Origin of the sequence: Arthrobacter sp. NPDC093139 (assembly GCF_044754165.1) — a bacterium.
Taxonomy (GTDB): Bacteria; Actinomycetota; Actinomycetes; order Actinomycetales; family Micrococcaceae; genus Arthrobacter.
Genome location: NZ_JBIVOO010000003.1, coordinates 340,861 through 358,765, shown reverse-complemented (window position 1 = coordinate 358,765; position 17,905 = coordinate 340,861). Strand labels below are relative to the sequence as shown.

17 protein-coding genes and 1 tRNA gene are annotated in these 17,905 nt (G+C 64.9%); 15 read left to right on the top strand and 3 right to left on the bottom strand.

The genetic code is table 11. The features are described 5' to 3' along the window. Position 1 precedes the first annotated feature (1 nt). The 15 genes from ACIP90_RS07500 to ACIP90_RS07430 all read left to right on the top strand — a co-directional run bounded on the left by ACIP90_RS07500 (position 2) and on the right by ACIP90_RS07430 (position 14,766). The gene (locus tag ACIP90_RS07500; RefSeq protein ID WP_400578169.1) at positions 2–439 is read left to right on the top strand and encodes a cytidine deaminase; all 438 of its coding nucleotides are present in this window, start codon (positions 2–4) and stop codon (positions 437–439) included. Continuing rightward, complete coding sequence (locus tag ACIP90_RS07495; protein WP_400578167.1) at positions 436–1,749, top strand: thymidine phosphorylase; 1,314 nt, start codon at positions 436–438, stop codon at positions 1,747–1,749. Before ACIP90_RS07500 ends, ACIP90_RS07495 begins: the two co-directional genes overlap by 4 nt. 4 nt (positions 1,750–1,753) lie before the next feature. Continuing rightward, complete coding sequence (locus tag ACIP90_RS07490) at positions 1,754–2,371, top strand: DedA family protein (RefSeq protein ID WP_400578166.1); 618 nt, start codon at positions 1,754–1,756, stop codon at positions 2,369–2,371. Positions 2,372–2,472: 101 nt separating this feature from the next. Further along, on the top strand, positions 2,473–3,219 hold the full coding sequence (locus ACIP90_RS07485) for a DedA family protein (RefSeq protein WP_400578164.1): 747 nt from the start codon (positions 2,473–2,475) through the stop codon (positions 3,217–3,219). 66 nt (positions 3,220–3,285) lie between these two features. Continuing rightward, a complete protein-coding gene (locus tag ACIP90_RS07480) occupies positions 3,286–4,431 on the top strand; it encodes an adenosine deaminase (protein WP_400578163.1) in 1,146 nt (381 codons plus the stop codon). Positions 4,432–4,498: 67 nt separating this feature from the next. Further along, a complete protein-coding gene (locus ACIP90_RS07475) occupies positions 4,499–5,116 on the top strand; it encodes a MazG nucleotide pyrophosphohydrolase domain-containing protein (RefSeq protein WP_400578330.1) in 618 nt (205 codons plus the stop codon). 122 nt (positions 5,117–5,238) lie between these two features. Beyond that, positions 5,239–6,519 carry a phosphopyruvate hydratase gene (gene eno, locus ACIP90_RS07470; RefSeq protein ID WP_400578162.1) on the top strand — a complete coding sequence of 427 codons (1,281 nt, stop codon included), beginning with the start codon at positions 5,239–5,241 and terminating at the stop codon, positions 6,517–6,519. 100 nt (positions 6,520–6,619) lie between these two features. Further along, complete coding sequence (locus ACIP90_RS07465; protein WP_400578160.1) at positions 6,620–7,333, top strand: septum formation initiator family protein; 714 nt, start codon at positions 6,620–6,622, stop codon at positions 7,331–7,333. Positions 7,334–7,406: 73 nt separating this feature from the next. Continuing rightward, positions 7,407–8,072 carry a DUF501 domain-containing protein gene (locus ACIP90_RS07460; protein ID WP_400578159.1) on the top strand — a complete coding sequence of 222 codons (666 nt, stop codon included), beginning with the start codon at positions 7,407–7,409 and terminating at the stop codon, positions 8,070–8,072. Next, on the top strand, positions 8,069–9,016 hold the full coding sequence (locus tag ACIP90_RS07455) for an exopolyphosphatase (protein ID WP_400578158.1): 948 nt from the start codon (positions 8,069–8,071) through the stop codon (positions 9,014–9,016). The genes ACIP90_RS07460 and ACIP90_RS07455 overlap by 4 nt, the downstream gene beginning before the upstream one ends. Before the next feature lie 33 nt (positions 9,017–9,049). Beyond that, positions 9,050–10,450: a S8 family serine peptidase gene (locus ACIP90_RS07450; protein ID WP_400578156.1), complete on the top strand. Its 1,401-nt coding sequence runs from the start codon at positions 9,050–9,052 to the stop codon at positions 10,448–10,450. Positions 10,451–10,484: 34 nt separating this feature from the next. Then, positions 10,485–11,969 carry an NAD(P)/FAD-dependent oxidoreductase gene (locus tag ACIP90_RS07445; RefSeq protein ID WP_400578154.1) on the top strand — a complete coding sequence of 495 codons (1,485 nt, stop codon included), beginning with the start codon at positions 10,485–10,487 and terminating at the stop codon, positions 11,967–11,969. 140 nt (positions 11,970–12,109) lie between these two features. Then, positions 12,110–13,087: an N-acetyltransferase gene (locus tag ACIP90_RS07440; RefSeq protein ID WP_400578153.1), complete on the top strand. Its 978-nt coding sequence runs from the start codon at positions 12,110–12,112 to the stop codon at positions 13,085–13,087. A 25-nt stretch (positions 13,088–13,112) separates the two neighbouring features. After that, positions 13,113–13,186 (top strand) — tRNA-Leu (locus ACIP90_RS07435). 233 nt (positions 13,187–13,419) lie between these two features. Then, positions 13,420–14,766, top strand: coding sequence for an ABC transporter substrate-binding protein (locus ACIP90_RS07430; protein ID WP_400578152.1), 1,347 nt, complete (start codon positions 13,420–13,422; stop codon positions 14,764–14,766). Between the two features lie 236 nt (positions 14,767–15,002). On the opposite strand, the gene ACIP90_RS07425 is transcribed toward ACIP90_RS07430, so the two are convergent. The 3 genes from ACIP90_RS07425 to ACIP90_RS07415 form a co-directional block, all read right to left on the bottom strand. Continuing rightward, on the bottom strand, positions 15,003–15,773 hold the full coding sequence (locus tag ACIP90_RS07425) for an ABC transporter ATP-binding protein (protein WP_400578151.1): 771 nt from the start codon (positions 15,771–15,773) through the stop codon (positions 15,003–15,005). After that, positions 15,770–16,834 (bottom strand): ABC transporter ATP-binding protein, encoded by a 1,065-nt coding sequence (locus ACIP90_RS07420; RefSeq protein WP_400578328.1) that lies wholly within the window; start codon positions 16,832–16,834, stop codon positions 15,770–15,772. The genes ACIP90_RS07425 and ACIP90_RS07420 overlap by 4 nt, the downstream gene beginning before the upstream one ends. Positions 16,835–16,935: 101 nt before the next feature. Next, positions 16,936–17,904, bottom strand: coding sequence for a branched-chain amino acid ABC transporter permease (locus ACIP90_RS07415; protein WP_400578149.1), 969 nt, complete (start codon positions 17,902–17,904; stop codon positions 16,936–16,938). Position 17,905: the final 1 nt, after the last annotated feature.

Here is a 17,905-nt window from a genome sequence, read left to right as displayed (position 1 = left end):
CATGGAGGAAATTCCTGCGCCCCCGCGAGCGACGGCCGGCCAGTCCGACGTCGACTGGCCGGCACTGAAGGCGTCTGCCGTCAGTGCCATGAAGAACGCCTACGCCCCCTACTCGAAGTTCCCGGTGGGGGCGGCTGCGCTCACCGCGGACGGACGGATCGTGAGCGGCTGTAACGTGGAGAACGCCAGCTATGGCCTGACGCTGTGCGCGGAGTGCGTGCTGGTGGGCAACCTCCGGATGACAGGCGGCGGACTCCTGCGGGCGTTCTACTGCGTCGACGGGGGCGGCAACGTACTCATGCCGTGCGGGCGCTGCCGCCAACTGCTGTACGAATTCCGGGCACCCGGCATGGAACTCATGACCACGCACGGAATCAAAACCATGGACCAGGTGCTGCCTGACGCATTTGGCCCCCAACACCTGGAGGAAACCCGGTGACCCAGAAGAGCGAGCCGTTCGACGCCGTCGACGTCATTCGAACTAAACGTGACAAGGGTGTCCTGAGCCCCGAACAGATCGACTGGACCATCGACGCCTACACACGGGGTGTCATCGCGGACGAGCAGATGGCCGCGCTGAACATGGCCATCCTGCTCAACGGCATGGACCGGTCCGAGATTTCCCGCTGGACCGCCGCCATGATTGCCTCGGGTGAGCGGATGGACTTCTCCAGCCTCCGGCGCCCCGACGGCGGGGTGAAGGCCACGAGCGACAAACACTCCACCGGCGGTGTGGGGGACAAGATCACCCTTCCGTTGGCGCCCCTTGTGGCGGTGTTCGGAGTGGCCGTGCCCCAGCTCTCCGGCCGCGGGCTCGGGCACACGGGCGGAACGCTGGACAAGCTGGAGTCGATACCTGGCTGGCGAGCCGCATTGAGCAACGAGGAAATGCTGGCCCAGCTCCAGGACGTCGGCGCAGTCATTTGCGCCGCCGGAGCGGGCCTGGCCCCCGCCGACAAGAAGCTGTATGCACTCCGGGACGTCACCGGAACCGTTGAAGCCATCCCGCTGATCGCTTCGTCCATCATGAGCAAGAAGATCGCCGAAGGCACGGGCTCCCTGGTGCTCGACGTCAAAGTGGGCAGTGGTGCCTTCATGAAGGACGAAGCCCGCGCCCGCGAACTGGCAGAGACCATGGTGGCCCTGGGCAAGGACGCGGGTGTGAACACGGTTGCCCTCCTGACCAACATGAACACGCCCCTTGGCCTGACCGCGGGCAACGCCATCGAGGTGGAGGAGTCTGTGGAGGTGCTGGCCGGCGGCGGGCCGGAAGACGTCGTCGAACTGACCGTCAGGCTTGCGGAGGAGATGCTGGCGTGTGCCGGGGTCAACGGCGCCGACCCTGCCGCCGCGCTCAAGGATGGCCGCGCGATGGACGTGTGGAACCGGATGATTGCAGCCCAGGGCGGGGATCCGCGGGCGAAGCTTCCCGTGGCGAAGGAGTCGGAGACCATCTACGCCCCGGCGGACGGTGTCCTCGTGGAGCTGGACGCTTTGGCTGTGGGCGTGGCGGCCTGGCGCCTCGGGGCAGGCCGCGCACGGAAGGAAGACACGGTGCAGGCAGGGGCCGGCGTCCGTCTGCATGCAAAGCCGGGGGCGGTTGTGCGGGCGGGGGAGCCGCTCGTGACCCTGCTGACGGACACCCCGGAGAAGTTTGCCCGCGCCAAAGAATCACTCGAGGAAGCATTCACGATTGCTCCGGAGGGGTCGCGCCCGGCACAGCAGCTCATCATCGACCGCATCGCATAGCGCCGTGCAGGCCATCAACGACTTCATCCTCGCGGCCGCGGGGCAGCCTTGGGTCCTGTTCATTGTCCTGGCTTGCTGTTTCATTGACGGGTTCTTCCCGCCCATCCCGAGCGAATCCGTGGTGGTGGGGCTGGCCGCCGTCGCGGCGACGGCCGACGTCCCCAATCCATGGCTCCTCATGGCGATCGCGGCGCTGGGCGCCTTCACTGGGGACAATACCGCCTACCTCATCGGCCGGGGCGTGGGAATCCAGCGCTGGCACTGGATGCGGGGACCGCGCATGCAGCGGGCATTCCGGTGGGCCGGGCGCGAACTCCGGAAGCGCCCTGCATCGCTGATCCTCGTGGCGCGGTTCGTACCGATCGGCCGCGTGGCGGTCAACCTGACAGCCGGGGCCACGCACTACTCCCGCACCCGCTTCATCGGACTGACGGTCCTGTCCGCCTCATTGTGGGCCAGCTACTCGGTGGCCATTGGGTTGTTTTTCGGCCAGTGGTTCGAGGAAAACCACCTGCTCGGGGCCGCAATCGCGATTGTCTGCGCGATCGTGCTCGGCATCATTGTGGACATCGTTATCACCAAGCTGCGCGGAAGAATTCCCGAGCCATTAGCGGAAGAGTGATTTTCCTGAAAGGGGCATAGCGGATATGCTCACGCCATGCGACACTGAAGAGCGATTTACGTCACTCTCAGTTCTTGTCATTGTCGAGGAGCAACACCCGCGTGGAGTTTATAAATGAGGCCGTGCTCCATGCAGCGGGTCAATGGTGGATTTATCCCGTTTTGCTTTTGTTTTTCTTCGTTGACGGCTTCGCCATGGTCGTGCCCAGCGAGACGCTCATCGTCGCTTTGGCGGCCTTCTCCCGGCACAGCGGCGAGCCCAATCTCTGGATCCTGGGGCTGACTGCACTTACGGGTGCGATCGCCGGCGACAATATGGCGTACCTTCTGGGCCGGAAGATCGGCCTGAACCGCTGGAAATGGATGCGCCGCCCGAAGGTCCAGAAGGCCTTTGCCTGGGCCCGCTATGAACTGGAGAAACGCGGGGCTGTGCTGATTTTCACGGCACGCTACATCCCATGGGGTCGCGTGGCGGTCAATTACGTCGCCGGAACCACGGGCTTCCCGCACCGCCGGTTCTTCCTGCTGGACGCCTTCGCGTGTGTGACCTGGGTGGGATATTCCGTCGGCATCGGCATTGTGGCCAGCTCATTTCCACTGCTGCACCACAATCCGCTGCTCGGAGCCGGCATCGCCGTGGTCTTCGCCGTCATCCTGGGAATAGTCATTGACCACCTGCTGCGCTGGTGGCACAAGCGGCTCGGACGCAACGACGTTGTCCCGGAGCCGCAGGGCGCCGGCGCCGAAGCCGACGAGGCGCTCCGGAATGTCTCCGAAGCTGCCGACGCCGATCGCCTCACCGCCGCGCTGCCTGTTGCCCTTACCGCCGATGCGGAACCGGGCCGCTGAGACAGCCCCACTTAGGGCCCGGCCGGGCCGTTGGCGTTGCAGGCCCTCCAACCCTAGAGTTGGCATGTGACTGAGCCAATCGTTGACGCCGCCCCTGCCCTTGACTTCGACCTGAAGAGCCTTCCCAAGGTATCCCTTCACGACCATCTGGACGGGGGCCTGCGCCCCGCCACCATCATTGAATTGGCGGAGGCCGCTGGCCACACCCTTCCCTCAACGGACCCTGCCGCGCTGGGGGAGTGGTTCCGGGAGTCCGCGAACTCCGGCTCCCTCGTGCGCTACCTCGAGACCTTCGACCACACGGTCGCTGTGATGCAGACGAAGGAAGGCCTGTTCCGTGTGGCCAAGGAGTTCGTCGAAGACCTCGCCGATGACGGCGTGGTCTACGGAGAGGTCCGCTGGGCACCGGAACAGCACCTCCAGAAGGGCCTGACCCTGGATGAAGCGGTGGAGGCCGTCCAGGAAGGCCTCGAAGCGGGCGTGGACGCAGTGTCCGAGAGCGGCCGCGAAATTCAGGTGGGCCAGCTCATCACCGCCATGCGGCACGCCGACCGTGGCCGCGAGATTGCGGAACTCGCCGTCCGCCACCGCGACAAGGGCGCCGTCGGCTTTGACATTGCAGGAGCCGAAGATGGCTTCCTGCCCTCGCGCTTCCGCGACGCCTTCACCTACCTGGCTGAAAACAACTTCCCCGCCACCGTCCATGCGGGAGAGGCAGCCGGCCTGGACAGCATCCAGTCCGCCCTGGTGGACGGCCGCGCCCTGCGCCTGGGCCACGGCGTCCGCATCGCCGAGGACATCATGGTGGAGTTCGACGAGAGCGACGACACCGGTGAAGACGATGACAACATCGGCCTGGTGACCCTCGGCAATCTCTCCAGCTGGGTCCGCGACCGCGGCATCCCGCTCGAAATCTGCCCCTCCTCCAACCTGCAGACCGGTGCTGTGGCCGGGTTCGGCGAAGGCATCGAGAGCCACCCGCTGGACATGCTCTACCAGCTGGGCTTCAACGTGACCATCAACACGGACAACCGCCTCATGAGCGGAGTGACCCTCACGGACGAGTTCGAGCTGCTGGTGGAGACGTTCGACTACGACCTCGATGACTTGCTGGAACTCACACTTAACGCCGCAGAGGCCTCCTTCCTCCCGCTCGAGGAAAGGGAAGCCCTGGTGGAGTACATCAACGACGCCTACGCGAACCTTGGCTAAGGACACGCCCGACGGGGTGGGGGAGCTGCTGCGGGTGATCGCCGCTCTCCGTGAGCACTGTCCCTGGATGGGCGCCCTCACCCACGCCTCGCTCGTGGAGTACCTCCTCGAGGAGGCCTATGAGGTCGCCGAGACGATCGAGACGGGTGCGGATGAAGCGGAACTGAAAGGCGAGCTGGGGGACGTGCTGCTCCAGGTCGTGCTGCACTCCCGGCTGGCCGAAGAGCGCGGCACCTTCGCGTTCACAGACGTCGTCAGGGGCATCACCGCCAAGATGATCCGCCGCAATCCGCACGTGTTTCGGCCGGACGGCTCCCTGCAGGACATGTTCCCGGCCACCGTCGAGGAGATTGTGCTCAAGTGGGACGCCGTCAAGAAGGCCGAAAAACCCGATCGGGCCAACCACTTTGAGGGCATCCCTGAAGCCCTGCCTGCCCTTGCCCGGGCGCAGAAGACCCTGGACCGGGCTGAGCGGGCAGGGCTAGCCCACGCGGCGCACGGCAAGGCGCCGGTTGGGCCGGCCCGTCTGCCGGTTGAGCTTGCCGGAACCTTCACCACCGAAGCGGAGCTCGGCGAGCTCCTCCTCGCCCTCGCGGGGGTTGCGCACCGTAAGGGTTTCGACGCCGAACGGGCCCTCCGAGGTGCCGTCCGCCAGTACCAGGACCAGGTTCCGCCGGGATCATGACGTCCGTGTGCTGGATAGGTTTCCGTAACGTTCACCACTCTCGACTACGCTAGTCCCTGACGAGGACGTCGAGTCTTTCCGCTAGTTTCCCAGTAAATCGCTTCACCATAAGGAGCATATTCATGGCGCTTATCGATGCCATCCACGCCCGCGAGATCCTCGATTCCCGTGGCAACCCGACCGTAGAAGTTGAAGTTCTGCTGTCCGACGGCCAGATCGGCCGCGCGGCAGTTCCCTCCGGTGCTTCCACCGGCGAACACGAAGCCGTCGAACTCCGCGACGGAGACAAGGGACGCTACCTCGGCAAGGGTGTCCAGAAGGCCGTTGACGCCGTCATCGACCAGATCGCTCCGGCCCTGACCGGCTTCGACGCCACTGACCAGCGCAGCATCGACCAGGCCATGATCGACCTGGACGGCACCCCCAACAAGGGCAAGCTCGGCGCGAACGCCATCCTGGGTGTTTCCCTGGCCGTCGCCAACGCAGCCGCGGCCTCCGCTGACCTGCCGCTGTACAAGTACCTGGGCGGCCCGAACGCCCACGTCCTGCCGGTACCGCTCATGAACATCCTCAACGGCGGCTCGCACGCCGACTCCGACGTCGATATCCAGGAATTCATGATCGCCCCGATCGGCGCCGAGACCTTCTCCGAAGGCCTGCGCTGGGGCGTTGAGGTCTACCACAACCTCAAGTCCGTACTGCAGGCCAAGGGCCTCTCCACGGGTCTTGGCGATGAGGGTGGCTTCGCTCCTAACCTGCCGTCCAACCGCGCTGCGCTGGACCTCATCCAGGAAGCCATCACCAACGCCGGCTACACCCCGGGCAAGGACATCGCCCTGGCCCTGGACGTCGCCTCCTCCGAGTTCTACAAGGAAGGCGCCTACCAGTTCGAAGGCAAGGCCCTTAGCTCCGCCGAGATGAGCGCTTACTACGCCGAGCTTGTTGCCGACTACCCGCTGGTGTCCATCGAGGACCCGCTGGACGAGAACGACTGGGAGGGCTGGAAGATCCTCACCGACACCATCGGTGACAAGGTCCAGCTCGTGGGCGACGACCTGTTCGTCACCAACCCCGAGCGCCTGCAGCAGGGCATCGACGCCGCCACGGCCAACTCCCTGCTGGTCAAGGTCAACCAGATCGGCTCGCTGACCGAAACCCTGGACGCCGTGTCCTTGGCACAGCGCTCCGGCTACACCACCATCACCTCGCACCGCTCCGGCGAGACCGAGGACACCACCATCGCCGACATTTCCGTCGCCACCAACGCCGGCCAGATCAAGACCGGTGCCCCGGCCCGGTCTGAGCGCGTTGCCAAGTACAACCAGCTGCTGCGCATCGAAGAGGAACTCGACGACGCCGCACGCTACGCCGGCCGCAGCGCCTTCCCGCGTTTCAAGGCCTAATAGCCGGAATAACAACTGACCGGTGGCTATGGTGGAAAGACCGTAGCCACCGGTTTTGTTTAAGGCCGCACGGTGGCACAGCCCAAAATCCAGGAGTGCCATGGCTACCCGCCGTCCCAAAGTTCCCCGGGTGACCCCAGCGACCCGGCAGCCCGAGACAGATGCCGCCGGGGGAGATGTCATCCAGGCGGACTTCGGCGGCCACCGGCCGGCCGGGGCGCTCAGGGATGCGGGCACCAGGAACACCGCGGCCGGGGAAAAGGGTGCGGCCAGCACGGCAACAGCGGGTAAAGCAGCAACGGCGGCCAGCGCAGCTACCGTGGGGAAGGCAGCGGCGCCCGGCAGCGGCTCCCCGAAGGAAACAGGGAAGAACGGCAGCAAATCCGCGGCGTCGGCTGATGCGGGAGCCGATGAAAACCTCGACCCCATCCCCGCCAAAGCATTTTCGGGACGCATGCTGGCGCTGGCCGTCGTCATGATTGCCATCACCATCATGCTGGCTCCCACCGTGAAGATCTTCATTGACAAGCGCGCCGAAATCGCTGCCCTCGAAGCAGACATCGCCGCCAGCAAGGCAGACCAGGACGACCTCAAGAGGCAGGTCTCACGCTGGCAGGATCCGAACTACGTCAAGCAGCAGGCCCGCGACCGCATTAACATGGTTATGCCGGGTGAGACCGGCTACTGGGTGTTCGGCAGTGACCTGCCGGCCGGCGCGTCAGCCGGCCCGCCCGGTGCAGCAGCACAAGACCCCACCAACCTGCCGTGGGTGGATTCCCTGTGGGAGTCCATCCGGCGTTCGGCAACAGACTAAGCGGCGCCCGCCGCAGGACTGTCCCAGACATCTTTGGAACAGCCACATCCGGGCAGGAAGGACGGCCGCGCCAGTGGACGACAACACGGCACCTGCGCCGGAGGAATCCCGACGACCCTCGGCACGCGACCTGGAGGTGCTGAGCCGCCAGCTGGGCAGGCCGGTCCGTGACGTCGTGGAGATCCCGGCGCGCTGCGTGTGCGGCAACCCCCTCGTGGCGGCCACAGCTCCGCGGCTGAGCAACGGGACGCCGTTCCCCACCACGTTCTACCTGACGCATCCGGTAATCACCTCCGCCGTGTCGCGGCTTGAGGCAGCCGGTCTCATGAATGAGATGAACGACCGCCTCGCCGCGGACGAATCGCTGGCTGCGGCGTACCGTTCCGCCCATGAGGCATACCTGCTGGCCCGCGCCGAGATAGGGAGCCGGTCCGGCATCGGCGAAGTCCCCGAAATCGACGGCGTCTCAGCCGGTGGGATGCCCACCCGGGTCAAGTGCCTTCATGTGCTCGTGGGGCACTCGCTCGCTGCCGGCCACGGAGTGAATCCTCTCGGCGACGAAGCCATCGCGGCCATCGGCGAGTGGTGGACCGACGACCGCTGCTACTGCGACGGCGCATGGGACACCGAGGGCGAACCCCCGTCCAGGGATCTTAGCCGGCACGGGCCCCAAGGCCTGCCGGCCATCGTGGGCCGGCCGGCTCCGGTCCGGAAGTCCAGGAAGGAGACCAGCGAATGACCAGGGTTGCAGCCATTGACTGCGGGACCAATTCCATCCGCCTGCTGATTGCCGACATCGACCGCGGCAACGGCCCGACAAAACTCACCGACATCGTGCGGGAAATGCGCGTGGTGCGGCTGGGCCAAGGTGTGGACGCCACGGGCGAGCTGGCCCCCGAAGCCCTGGAGCGTACCTTTGCGGCCGCCGCCGACTACGCCGAGACGATCCGCGAGTACCGGGCTGAGAAAGTCCGCTTCGTGGCAACGTCCGCCACCCGTGATGCCCGCAACCGCCAGGTCTTCGTGGACGGCATCCGCGGCCTCCTCGGCGTGGAGCCGGAAGTGATTTCAGGCGACGAGGAAGCGGCACTCTCATTCGCCGGGGCCAGCAGCGTGCTGCCGATGTCCGGTGCTGACCGCGTACTCGTGGTGGACCTGGGCGGCGGGAGCACGGAATTCGTCCTGGGAGACCAGAACGGCGTGATCGCCGCGAAGTCAGTGGACATCGGCTGCGTCAGGCTGACCGAACGCCACCTCACAAGCGATCCCCCCACCGCTGAGCAGATTGCCGCCGCGGAGGCCGACGTCGACGCGGCGATCGCCGAAGCGGGACTGGACGTTCCCTTGGAACGCAGCACCGCCGTCGTCGGCGTTGCCGGCTCTGTTACCACCATTACGGCGCATGCGCTGAAGCTGCCGGAGTACCTGCCGGCCGCCATCCACGGGGCCGAGCTGTCCATTGGAGCCATCGAGGAGGCAGCCAGCAGCCTGCTCGCCATGACCCGGGCCCAGCGGACAGCGCTGCCCTACATGCACCCCGGCCGCGTCGATGTAATCGGCGCCGGGGCCCTGGTCTGGCGGCGCATCCTCACCAGGATGCGCGAGCTTACAGCAGGAGAGGTCATTACGGCCACCGCCAGCGAACACGATATTCTTGACGGAATTGCCCTGAGTGTCAGCTAACGAGGCACCAGCCCACCGAGTATTGGATCGTGAATGACCAGAGCAACAGCCCGGTTCCGCCGGACGGTCTCGGCTCTGCTGTCGGCGGTGCTGGCCGGCGGCGTCGCTGCAGCAGCAATCGCTACAGCCCCCGCAGCGCAGGCCGACACCTGGCGAGACAAGGAATACTGGCTCAAGGAAGCCGGCATCACCAAAGCCTGGGAGATCTCAAAGGGCGCCGACGTGAAGGTTGCTGTCATCGACAGCGGCGTGGACGGCAACCACCCGGACCTCAAGGGCGCCATTGCCGGCGGCCATGACGTCTCGGGGGCGGGAACACCGGACGGGCAGAAAAGCATCGGCGCCAAGCCGGAGCACGGAACGCTGGTGGCCACAATGCTGGCGGGACGGGGCCACGATGCGCCGCCCAAGAAGTCCACGGCCAGCGCCAAGCCGTCGCCGATACCGTCAGCTTCGAAGACCCGGTCCGACGGCATCATCGGCGTTGCCCCCGAAGCCCAGATCCTCGCGGTCTCCACCTGGCTCGGCTCCGAGAACCCCGGCGGCAAGACCGACCAGGACCAGATTCCCGAGGCTGTCCGCTGGGCGGTGGACAACGGGGCCAAAGTGATCAACATTTCGTTGGGCAGCACGTCCCCGGAGTGGCCGCAGACCTGGGACGCGGCATTCCTGTACGCAGAGCAAAAAGACGTGGTGATCGTGGCCGCGGCCGGCAACCGGCTCGGCGGCAACGTCCAGGTGGGCGCACCCGCCACCATCCCCGGTGTGCTCACCGTTGCCGGACTGGACCTCAAAGGGCAGGCCAGCGTTGACTCCTCATCGCAGGGCATCAGCATCGGCGTGGCAGCACCGGCTGAAAAGCTCGCTGGCGGGCTACCCGGCGGAAGCTACGCGGAATGGGCCGGCACGTCGGGAGCCACACCGATCGTCTCCGGCGTGGCAGCCCTCATTCGGTCCAGATGGCCGGAGATGAGCGCAGAGCAGGTCATCAACAGGATCGTTTCCACGGCCAAGGACGCCGGGGCACCCGGTAAGGATCCGCTGTACGGTTTTGGCGTGCTGGACGCCGAGGCCGCGCTGAAGGACGATGTCGCGGAGACCAAGATCAACCCGCTCGGGTCGATCTCGGACTGGATCCGTGTCCACCGCCGCGGCAACTTCGCCACCCCCACGCCCCCGCCAGCTGCGCCTGCCGAGTCCGCGGCGGCGCAGCCCACCCTGCCCCGGGCCACGGTACCGGTTGCGGAGCCGCCGTCGCGGCTGGACAGCGCGCTTCCTGCCGCCGTCGTCATTGGTTTTGGCGCCCTCTTCATTGCCATCATCGCGGCCGGCGCCGTACAGCTGGGCCGCGCGTACCGGGCCTCCGGCGACAGCGCCGAGGACCCCGAAACCGGGGTGCTCAACAAGGTGGATTCCGGGGGTCCCGGTAGTTAGTGAAGATTTTCACAAACTACTGTATTCTGGATGCATGGCAACCACCCCTCAGCTCCAGGACCGTCCCCGGGTACTCGTCGTCGGCGGCGGGTACGTCGGCCTGTACGTAGCACTCAAACTGCAGAAGAAGATCGCGAACGCCGGTGGCATCGTCACCGTCGTCGATCCGCTGCCTTACATGACCTACCAGCCCTTCCTGCCCGAAGTTGCCGGCGGCAACATCGAGGCGCGCCACGCCGTGGTCTCCCACCGCCAGCACCTCAAGCAGACCGAACTCATCCAGGGCCGCGTCACGTCGATCGACCACGCCAACCGCACGGCCGTGGTTGCCCCGGCCGACGGCGGCGAAAACTTCGAGGTGCCCTACTTCGACGTCGTGGTGGCCGCAGGTGCCATCACCCGCACATTCCCCATCAAGGGCCTGGCGGACAAGGGCATCGGCCTGAAGACCATCGAGGAGGCCGTTGCGCTGCGCAACAAGGTCCTCGAGCGCATCGAGGTCGGCTCCACCATGACGGACCCCGTTGCCCGCGCCCGCGCCCTGACCTTCGTGGTTGTCGGCGGCGGCTTCGCCGGCATCGAGTGCATAACTGAAATGGAAGACCTCGCCCGCGCCGCCGTCAAGAACAACCCGCGCGTCAAGCAGGAGGAAGTCCGCTTCGTCCTCGTCGAGGCCATGGGCCGCATCATGCCCGAGGTCACCGAGAAGCAGGCGGTCTGGGTTGTGGAGCACCTCCGCAGCCGCGGCATTGAGGTGCTGCTGAACACCTCCCTTGAAAGCGCCGAGGGCTCGCTCAAGCTCATCAATCTGCCGGACAAGTCCCTGGCCCAGGAATTCGAGTCGGACACGCTGGTGTGGACTGCCGGCGTGCAGGCAAACCCGATGATCCGCTCCACCGACTTCCCGCTCGAGCCGCGCGGTCGTGTCCGCGTCCTTCCCGACCTGCGCATCGCCGGCGACGAAGGCATCATCGAGAACGCCTGGGCAGCCGGCGACATCGCCGCCGTTCCCGACCTCACCGGTGGCGGCCTTCCGGACGGCACCTGCGTCCCCAACGCCCAGCACGCGCTGCGCCAGGCCAAGCGCCTTGCCAAGAACCTGTGGGCTTCCCGGTGGGAAAAGCCGCTGACCGACTACAAGCACAAGAACCTTGGTGCAGTGGCTGGCTTCGGCGAGTGGAAGGGTGTTGCCAACATCAACCTCCTGGGCCGCATCGGACTCAAGGGCGGCCTCGCGTGGCTGGCACACCGTGGCTACCACGGCATGGCCATCCCTACCGTTGAGCGCAAGATCCGCGTGATCTTCGGCTGGATCCTGAGCTTCTTCATGGGCCGCGACACCACGCAGCTGGAAGATCTCGACAACCCCCGTGGAGCCTTCATTGCGGCTGCCACCCCGGCGCCCAAGCCGGCTGCCGCTCCGGTTGCACCGCCGGAAGCGAAGCCCGCCGACGCGGAAGCGAAGCCCGCTGACGCCGAAAAGAGTTCCAAAGATCCTGTTGCGGCGAAAGCCAAGTAAGAGCCAGTACTGACGACGGCGGCCGTTCCCTTCCGGGAACGGCCGCTTCGTTGTTTGGGCTGCTGCTGTCCGCCCTGGTCCGCGCCGGTTGCGCCCCGGGTGTCCCGGCTGCCTGCTGCCGGGATGTCTAGACTGGCTGCATGACCGGTGAAACGAATCTCCAGACGCTCCTGGCCACCATGCACCCGGTGCTTCGCAGCGGCGAGTATGTGTACGTGCTCTGGCCGCATGGAAAGCCCCTTGCCCCGGGAATTGAGGCCGCAGTGCGCGAGGCCGAAGGGCTGACGGCCGTGCTGCCCAGGGCCGAGGCGGATGCGCTGGGGCTGAAGTACGACTTTGTGGCCTCCTGGATCACGCTTGAGGTTCACTCGGAGCTGGAGGCCGTGGGCCTGACGGCAGCCGTGAGCAGGGCACTCACGGACGCCAGGATCAGCTGCAATGTGCTGGCGGGCTTCCACCATGACCACCTGCTGGTGCCGGTGGGTGATTCCGCCCGTGCCCTTGAGGTGTTGACCGAGCTCTCTGCTGCGCACACAGCCGGTGAGGAACCAGCGCGTGAGGTGAAGCTGCGGAGCGAGAAGGCGGAGGACCGGGAGGCGATCCTCGGATTGACGGCGGAGGCGTTTTCCGTGTCACCGGTTACTGGGTTGCCCGTGGAGGGTGAACCCGTGGAGGTGGACCTCCTGCGCCGCCTCTTTGACTCCGACGAATACCTGCCGGAACTAAGTGTCGTCGCCGAAATCGACGGTGAAATCGTAGGCCACGCGATCAGCACACGCGCTTGGGCGGACGGACTTGAGCTGCTCGGCCTTGGCCCCATAGGAGTCACTCCCAGGCTGCAGCGCCACGGCATTGGCTCGGCACTGGTACGGGAAACGGTGATCCGGGCCAACGCGGCGGGGGAGAGGGGCATCGCGCTGCTGGGCAGCACGGAATACTATTCCCGCTTCGGCTTTGTTCCGGCGTCTTCGATGGGCATCGAGGCGCCCGACAAGCTCTGGGGCGACGCCTTCCAGTTCCTGCCGCTCGCGCTGTGGCCGGGCGGCGTTCATGGGACTTTCCGGTACGCCAAGCCCTTCTCCGCAATTGAAAGTAACGCCGAAGGCGGGAAGCGATAGCGGAAAGCGATAGCATTGACCGGGCGCCCCAGTAGCCCAATTGGCAGAGGCAGCGGACTTAAAATCCGCGTGTTGTGGGTTCGAGTCCCACCTGGGGTACACAGTTGACTGGCCGGACCAGCCGGCCGCGAGCCGACTGGCAGGAATTGTCTGTTTTTCCCTTTCCTCTCCTCGTTTTGGCGCGGGTGTCCCATATGCAACGAGTGTTATAAGGATGTGACCTTACTCACTTATGTTCACGCTCAAATTGCACTAGCTTGAAAACTAACTCAGGAATACCTGACCAATCGCATCAAAGGCCGTTCGCACCTTTCGATCGAGGAGACTCTCAAATGATTTCACTCCCCCAGGCGGCGCCCCGAGTCGCTAAGCTAACCGCGCTTAGCATCGGCGTCGCCCTTCTGGCTACGGCCTGTGGCGGCAGCCCCACCCCGGGCTCGACGGAAACCACAGCCGGTGCAGGCGGCATCGCCTGCCCCGCACCGAGTGCCACTGCCGGAGCCACGAGCACCGCAACAGAGATTGGTTCCGTGCCGCCGTCCACAACCACCACCCCGACGCCGCTGAAGATTGGATCGCTCCTGCCGACAACGGGGTCGCTGGCGTTCCTGGGCCCGCCCGAGATCGCCGGTGTGAATCTCGGCATCAAGGAAGTCAACGCCGCCGGCGGCGTCCTGGGCAAGCCGGTCCAAGTGATCCACCGCGACTCCGGCGACACGAAGACCGATATTGCAACGCAGTCCACCACGGCTCTGCTGGGCCAGGGCGTCAGCGCCATTATCGGCGCGGCATCCTCAGGTGTGTCCAAGACGGTGATCAACCAGATCACCGGTGCCGGCGTGGTGCAGTTCTCGCCCGCCAACACCTCGCCGGACTTCACCACATGGGAGGACAAGAACCTCTACTGGCGCACGGCTCCGTCCGACGTGCTGCAGGGCAAGGTTCTGGGCAACTACATGGCAACGTGTGGCGCACAGACCGTCGGCATGATCGTCCTGAACGATGCGTACGGCACCGGCCTGCAGAAGAACGTCAAGGAAGCCTTTGAAGCGGCGGGTGGCCAGGTTGTGGCCGAGGAACTCTTCAACGAGGGCGACTCGCAGTTCAGCAGCCAGGTGGACAAGGTCATTGCCGCCAAGCCGGATGCCATTGCCCTCATTACCTTTGACCAGGCCAAGAGCATTGTGCCGCTGCTGACCGGCAAGGGCATCAAGCCCACGCAGCTGTTCATGGTGGACGGCAACACGTCCGACTACAGCAAGGACTTCAAGCCCGGAACGCTGAAGGGCGCCCAGGGAACCATCCCGGGCACGTTCGCGAAGGAAGACTTCAAGAAGAAGCTCCTCGCCATCGATCCGGCCCTGAAGGACTACAGCTACGCCGGTGAGTCCTACGACGCAGTCAACCTGATCGCGCTGGCTTCAGAGGCTGCCAAGAGCACCAAGGGCACGGAGATTGCCAAGCAGCTAAAGGCGGTGTCGGAAACCGGCGAGAAGTGCAACAACTTCGCATCCTGCGTCACGCTTCTCCGCAACGGCCAGGACATCGACTACGACGGCCAGTCCGGCCCGGTGACCTTCTCGGACAAGGGTGACCCCACCGAGGCCTTCATCGGAATCTACGAGTACCAGGACGACAACAAGTATGCGCCGTCCAAGGAAGAATTCGGCAAGCTGTAAAGCCGCTTTCTCCAGCTGGAAAAGATAGGGTCCCCGTCCTGCAGGACGGGGGCCCTTCTGCTGCCCACGGAAGTGCCCCGGGCGTCCGCGGCACATCGGGGCGCAGCCTGGATTCGCAGAGCACGCAGCAGAGCGCGCGGCAGCGCGCGGCAGCGCACTCAGCGCACTCAGAACGGCAGGCAGAAGGGCCGCCACCGGATCGGTGACGGCCCTTCTGCTTGTCTAGCGTGTGTGGCCTAGACTTCGTCGGCCAGCGTTCCCAGGTACAGCTGGATGACCTTCGGGTCCTTCATGAGTTCCCGGCCGGTTCCCGTGTACGCGTCCTTGCCCTGGTCCAGGACGTAGCCGCGGTCACAGATCTGCAGGCAGCGGCGGGCGTTCTGTTCCACCATGATCACGGACACGCCTGCCCGGTTGATCTCGTGGACGCGCAGGAAGGTTTCATCCTGCTTGACGGGGGAGAGGCCTGCCGACGGTTCGTCCAGCAGCAGTACGGCTGGTTCCATCATCAGCGCACGCCCCATCGCCACCATCTGGCGTTCGCCGCCGGACAGGGAGCCGGCACGCTGGGCACGGCGTTTGCCGAGCTCAGGGAACAGGCTGGTGACAAAGTCGAAGCGCTTGGCGAAGTCCTTGGGCCGCTGGAACATGCCCATCTGCATGTTCTCTTCGATGGTGAGGGTGGCGAACACGTTGTTGTTCTGCGGCACGAAGCCCACGCCCTGGGTGACGAGTTTGTTCGCCTTAAGCCCTGTAATGTCCTTCCCGCGCACAATCACGGATCCTGAATGGACTTTAACCAGGCCGAACATGGCCTTCAGTAGCGTGGACTTGCCGGCACCGTTGGGTCCGATGATGCCGATCAGCTCACCCTTGCGCGCCTCGATGCTGCAGCCATTGAGGATGTTCACGCCGGGGAGGTAGCCCGCCACCAGATTGGTGACCTTAACGACGGCGCCATCCGCCGATGCCTCCTGGGCCGATGGGGCTGCGCTCGTGGCACTCATTCTTTATCCTTGTCTGTGCGGCTAGGTTCTGCCAATCCGGACTGGGGAGAGTTGGGCTCATCGTCACCCGGCCTCTGGAGGGCTTCCGGGCTAAGGTCTGGTTGCTTAAGGTCGGCCTTCTGGACGTCCGGGACCACTGATTCAACCGCGATAATGCCTGCGTTCTCGGTTCCCACAATGGATTCCTCGTCGGCTTCAAGCACTGCTTCCAGTTCCTTGATCCCCTCGGTGTCACCAAGGTCGACGTCGTGGTGGGCACCCAGGTAGGCGTCAATCACGGCGGGGTTCTTCATGACTTCTCCGGGAGGTCCCTCAGCCACGATCTTTCCCTCGGCCATGACAACGACCCAGTCAGCGATGTGGCGGACCATGTTCATGTCGTGCTCTACGAAGAGGACGGTCATGCCCTCAGCCTTCAGGTTCTTGATGTGGTCCAGCAGGGATTGGGTCAGTGCAGGGTTGACACCTGCCATCGGCTCATCGAGCATCACCAGTTTGGGCCGGACCATGAGGGCACGCGCCATCTCGAGCAGCTTGCGCTGGCCGCCGGACAGCGATGCCGCATAGTCGTCCTTCTTTGTATCCAGCTTGAACTTCTCAAGCAGAACGTTGGCCTGGGCGGTGATTTCCTTTTCCCTGCCGCCCCAAATCCCTTTGAACAGCGCCTTGGACAGCCGTTCGCCTGGCTGGTCGGAGCCGCCCAGGCGCATGTTCTCCATCACCGTCAGCTTGCCCATAATCTTGGTGAGCTGGAAGGTGCGGACCATGCCCATGCGTGCAACCTTGTAGGGGGACACGCCGGCTATGCTTTGCCCTTCGAACTGCCACTTGCCGGAATTCGGGGTGTCGAAGCCGGTGAGCAGGTTGAAGAGGGTGGTTTTGCCTGCCCCGTTGGGGCCGATCAGGGCGGTGATCTTATGACGCGGGATCTCAAGATAGTCGACGTCGACGGCGTTAATGCCGCCGAAGCTGCGTGTCACGTTTTCGGCGACGACGATCGGGTCCCGCTTCTTGCAGCCGGGGGTGTTCTCTCCGACGGCGATCGGGTTGCTGTCCGTCATGTAGTTGGTGCCGGCGTCGCTGTGGTTGCCGTTGGTGTTTGCGGTTTTTACAGTACTTGCGGTGTTGCGGTCCGGGTTGTTCATTGAATGTGCGCCGTGGCTCATGCGAACGCCAGCTCCTTCTTGTTACCAAAGACACCCTGCGGCCTGAAGATCATTAGCAGCATCAGGGCGATGCCCACCAGGATGTAGCGCAACTGCCCGGCCTGGACGGTGGTAAGCCAGGTCACTGCGCCTGATTCGATCAGGCCGTAGAGAATGCCCTGTGTCAGGGACAGGACCACCCAGAAGATCATGGCGCCGATGACCGGGCCCAGGACTGTGGCCATGCCGCCCAGCAGCAGGCAGGTCCACAGGAAGAACGTCAGCTCCGTGCCATAGTTGGCAGGTTGGACGGCGCCGCGGGGGAGCGTGAAAACCATCCCCGCCAAGGCGCCCAGGATGCCGCCGATGACGAGGGCCTGCATCTTGTAGGCATAGACGTTCTTGCCCAGTGAGCGCACCGCGTTCTCGTCCTCGCGGATGCCCTTGAGAACGCGTCCCCAAGGGCTGCGCATGAGGAGCCAGACGATAAGACAGCAGATGACGGCGAGTCCCCAACCGACGACCCGAATGAAGAAGTCACGGTTGTTCATCCCGACGTAGGAGCCTTCGGGGAATGGGTTCATGGCATAGAACCCACCTTCGAAGGCGGCCAGTCCGTTTGCTGATCCAGTCACAGCGGTGAGCTGGTTGGTGGTGACCACGTAGCGGACGATTTCCGCCGCAGCGATGGTGACAATGGCGAGGTAGTCGGCTCGCAGCCGGAGGGTGGGGATACCCAACACCAACGCGAACAGGACGGAGCAGATGACGGCGATCAGCAGGCCCACAAAGAAGGGAACACCAAACGTCAGCGTGGAGATGGCGAAGCCGTAGGCACCGACTGCCATGAAGCCGGCCTGGCCGAAGTTCAGCAGGCCCGAGTAGCCGAAGTGAACCGCAAGGCCGAGCGAGGCTAGCGCGTATGCCGCCGTCGTCGGGCTGAAGATCTCGCTCGCGGCGCTGGAAAGTATGAATCCGAAGTCCATG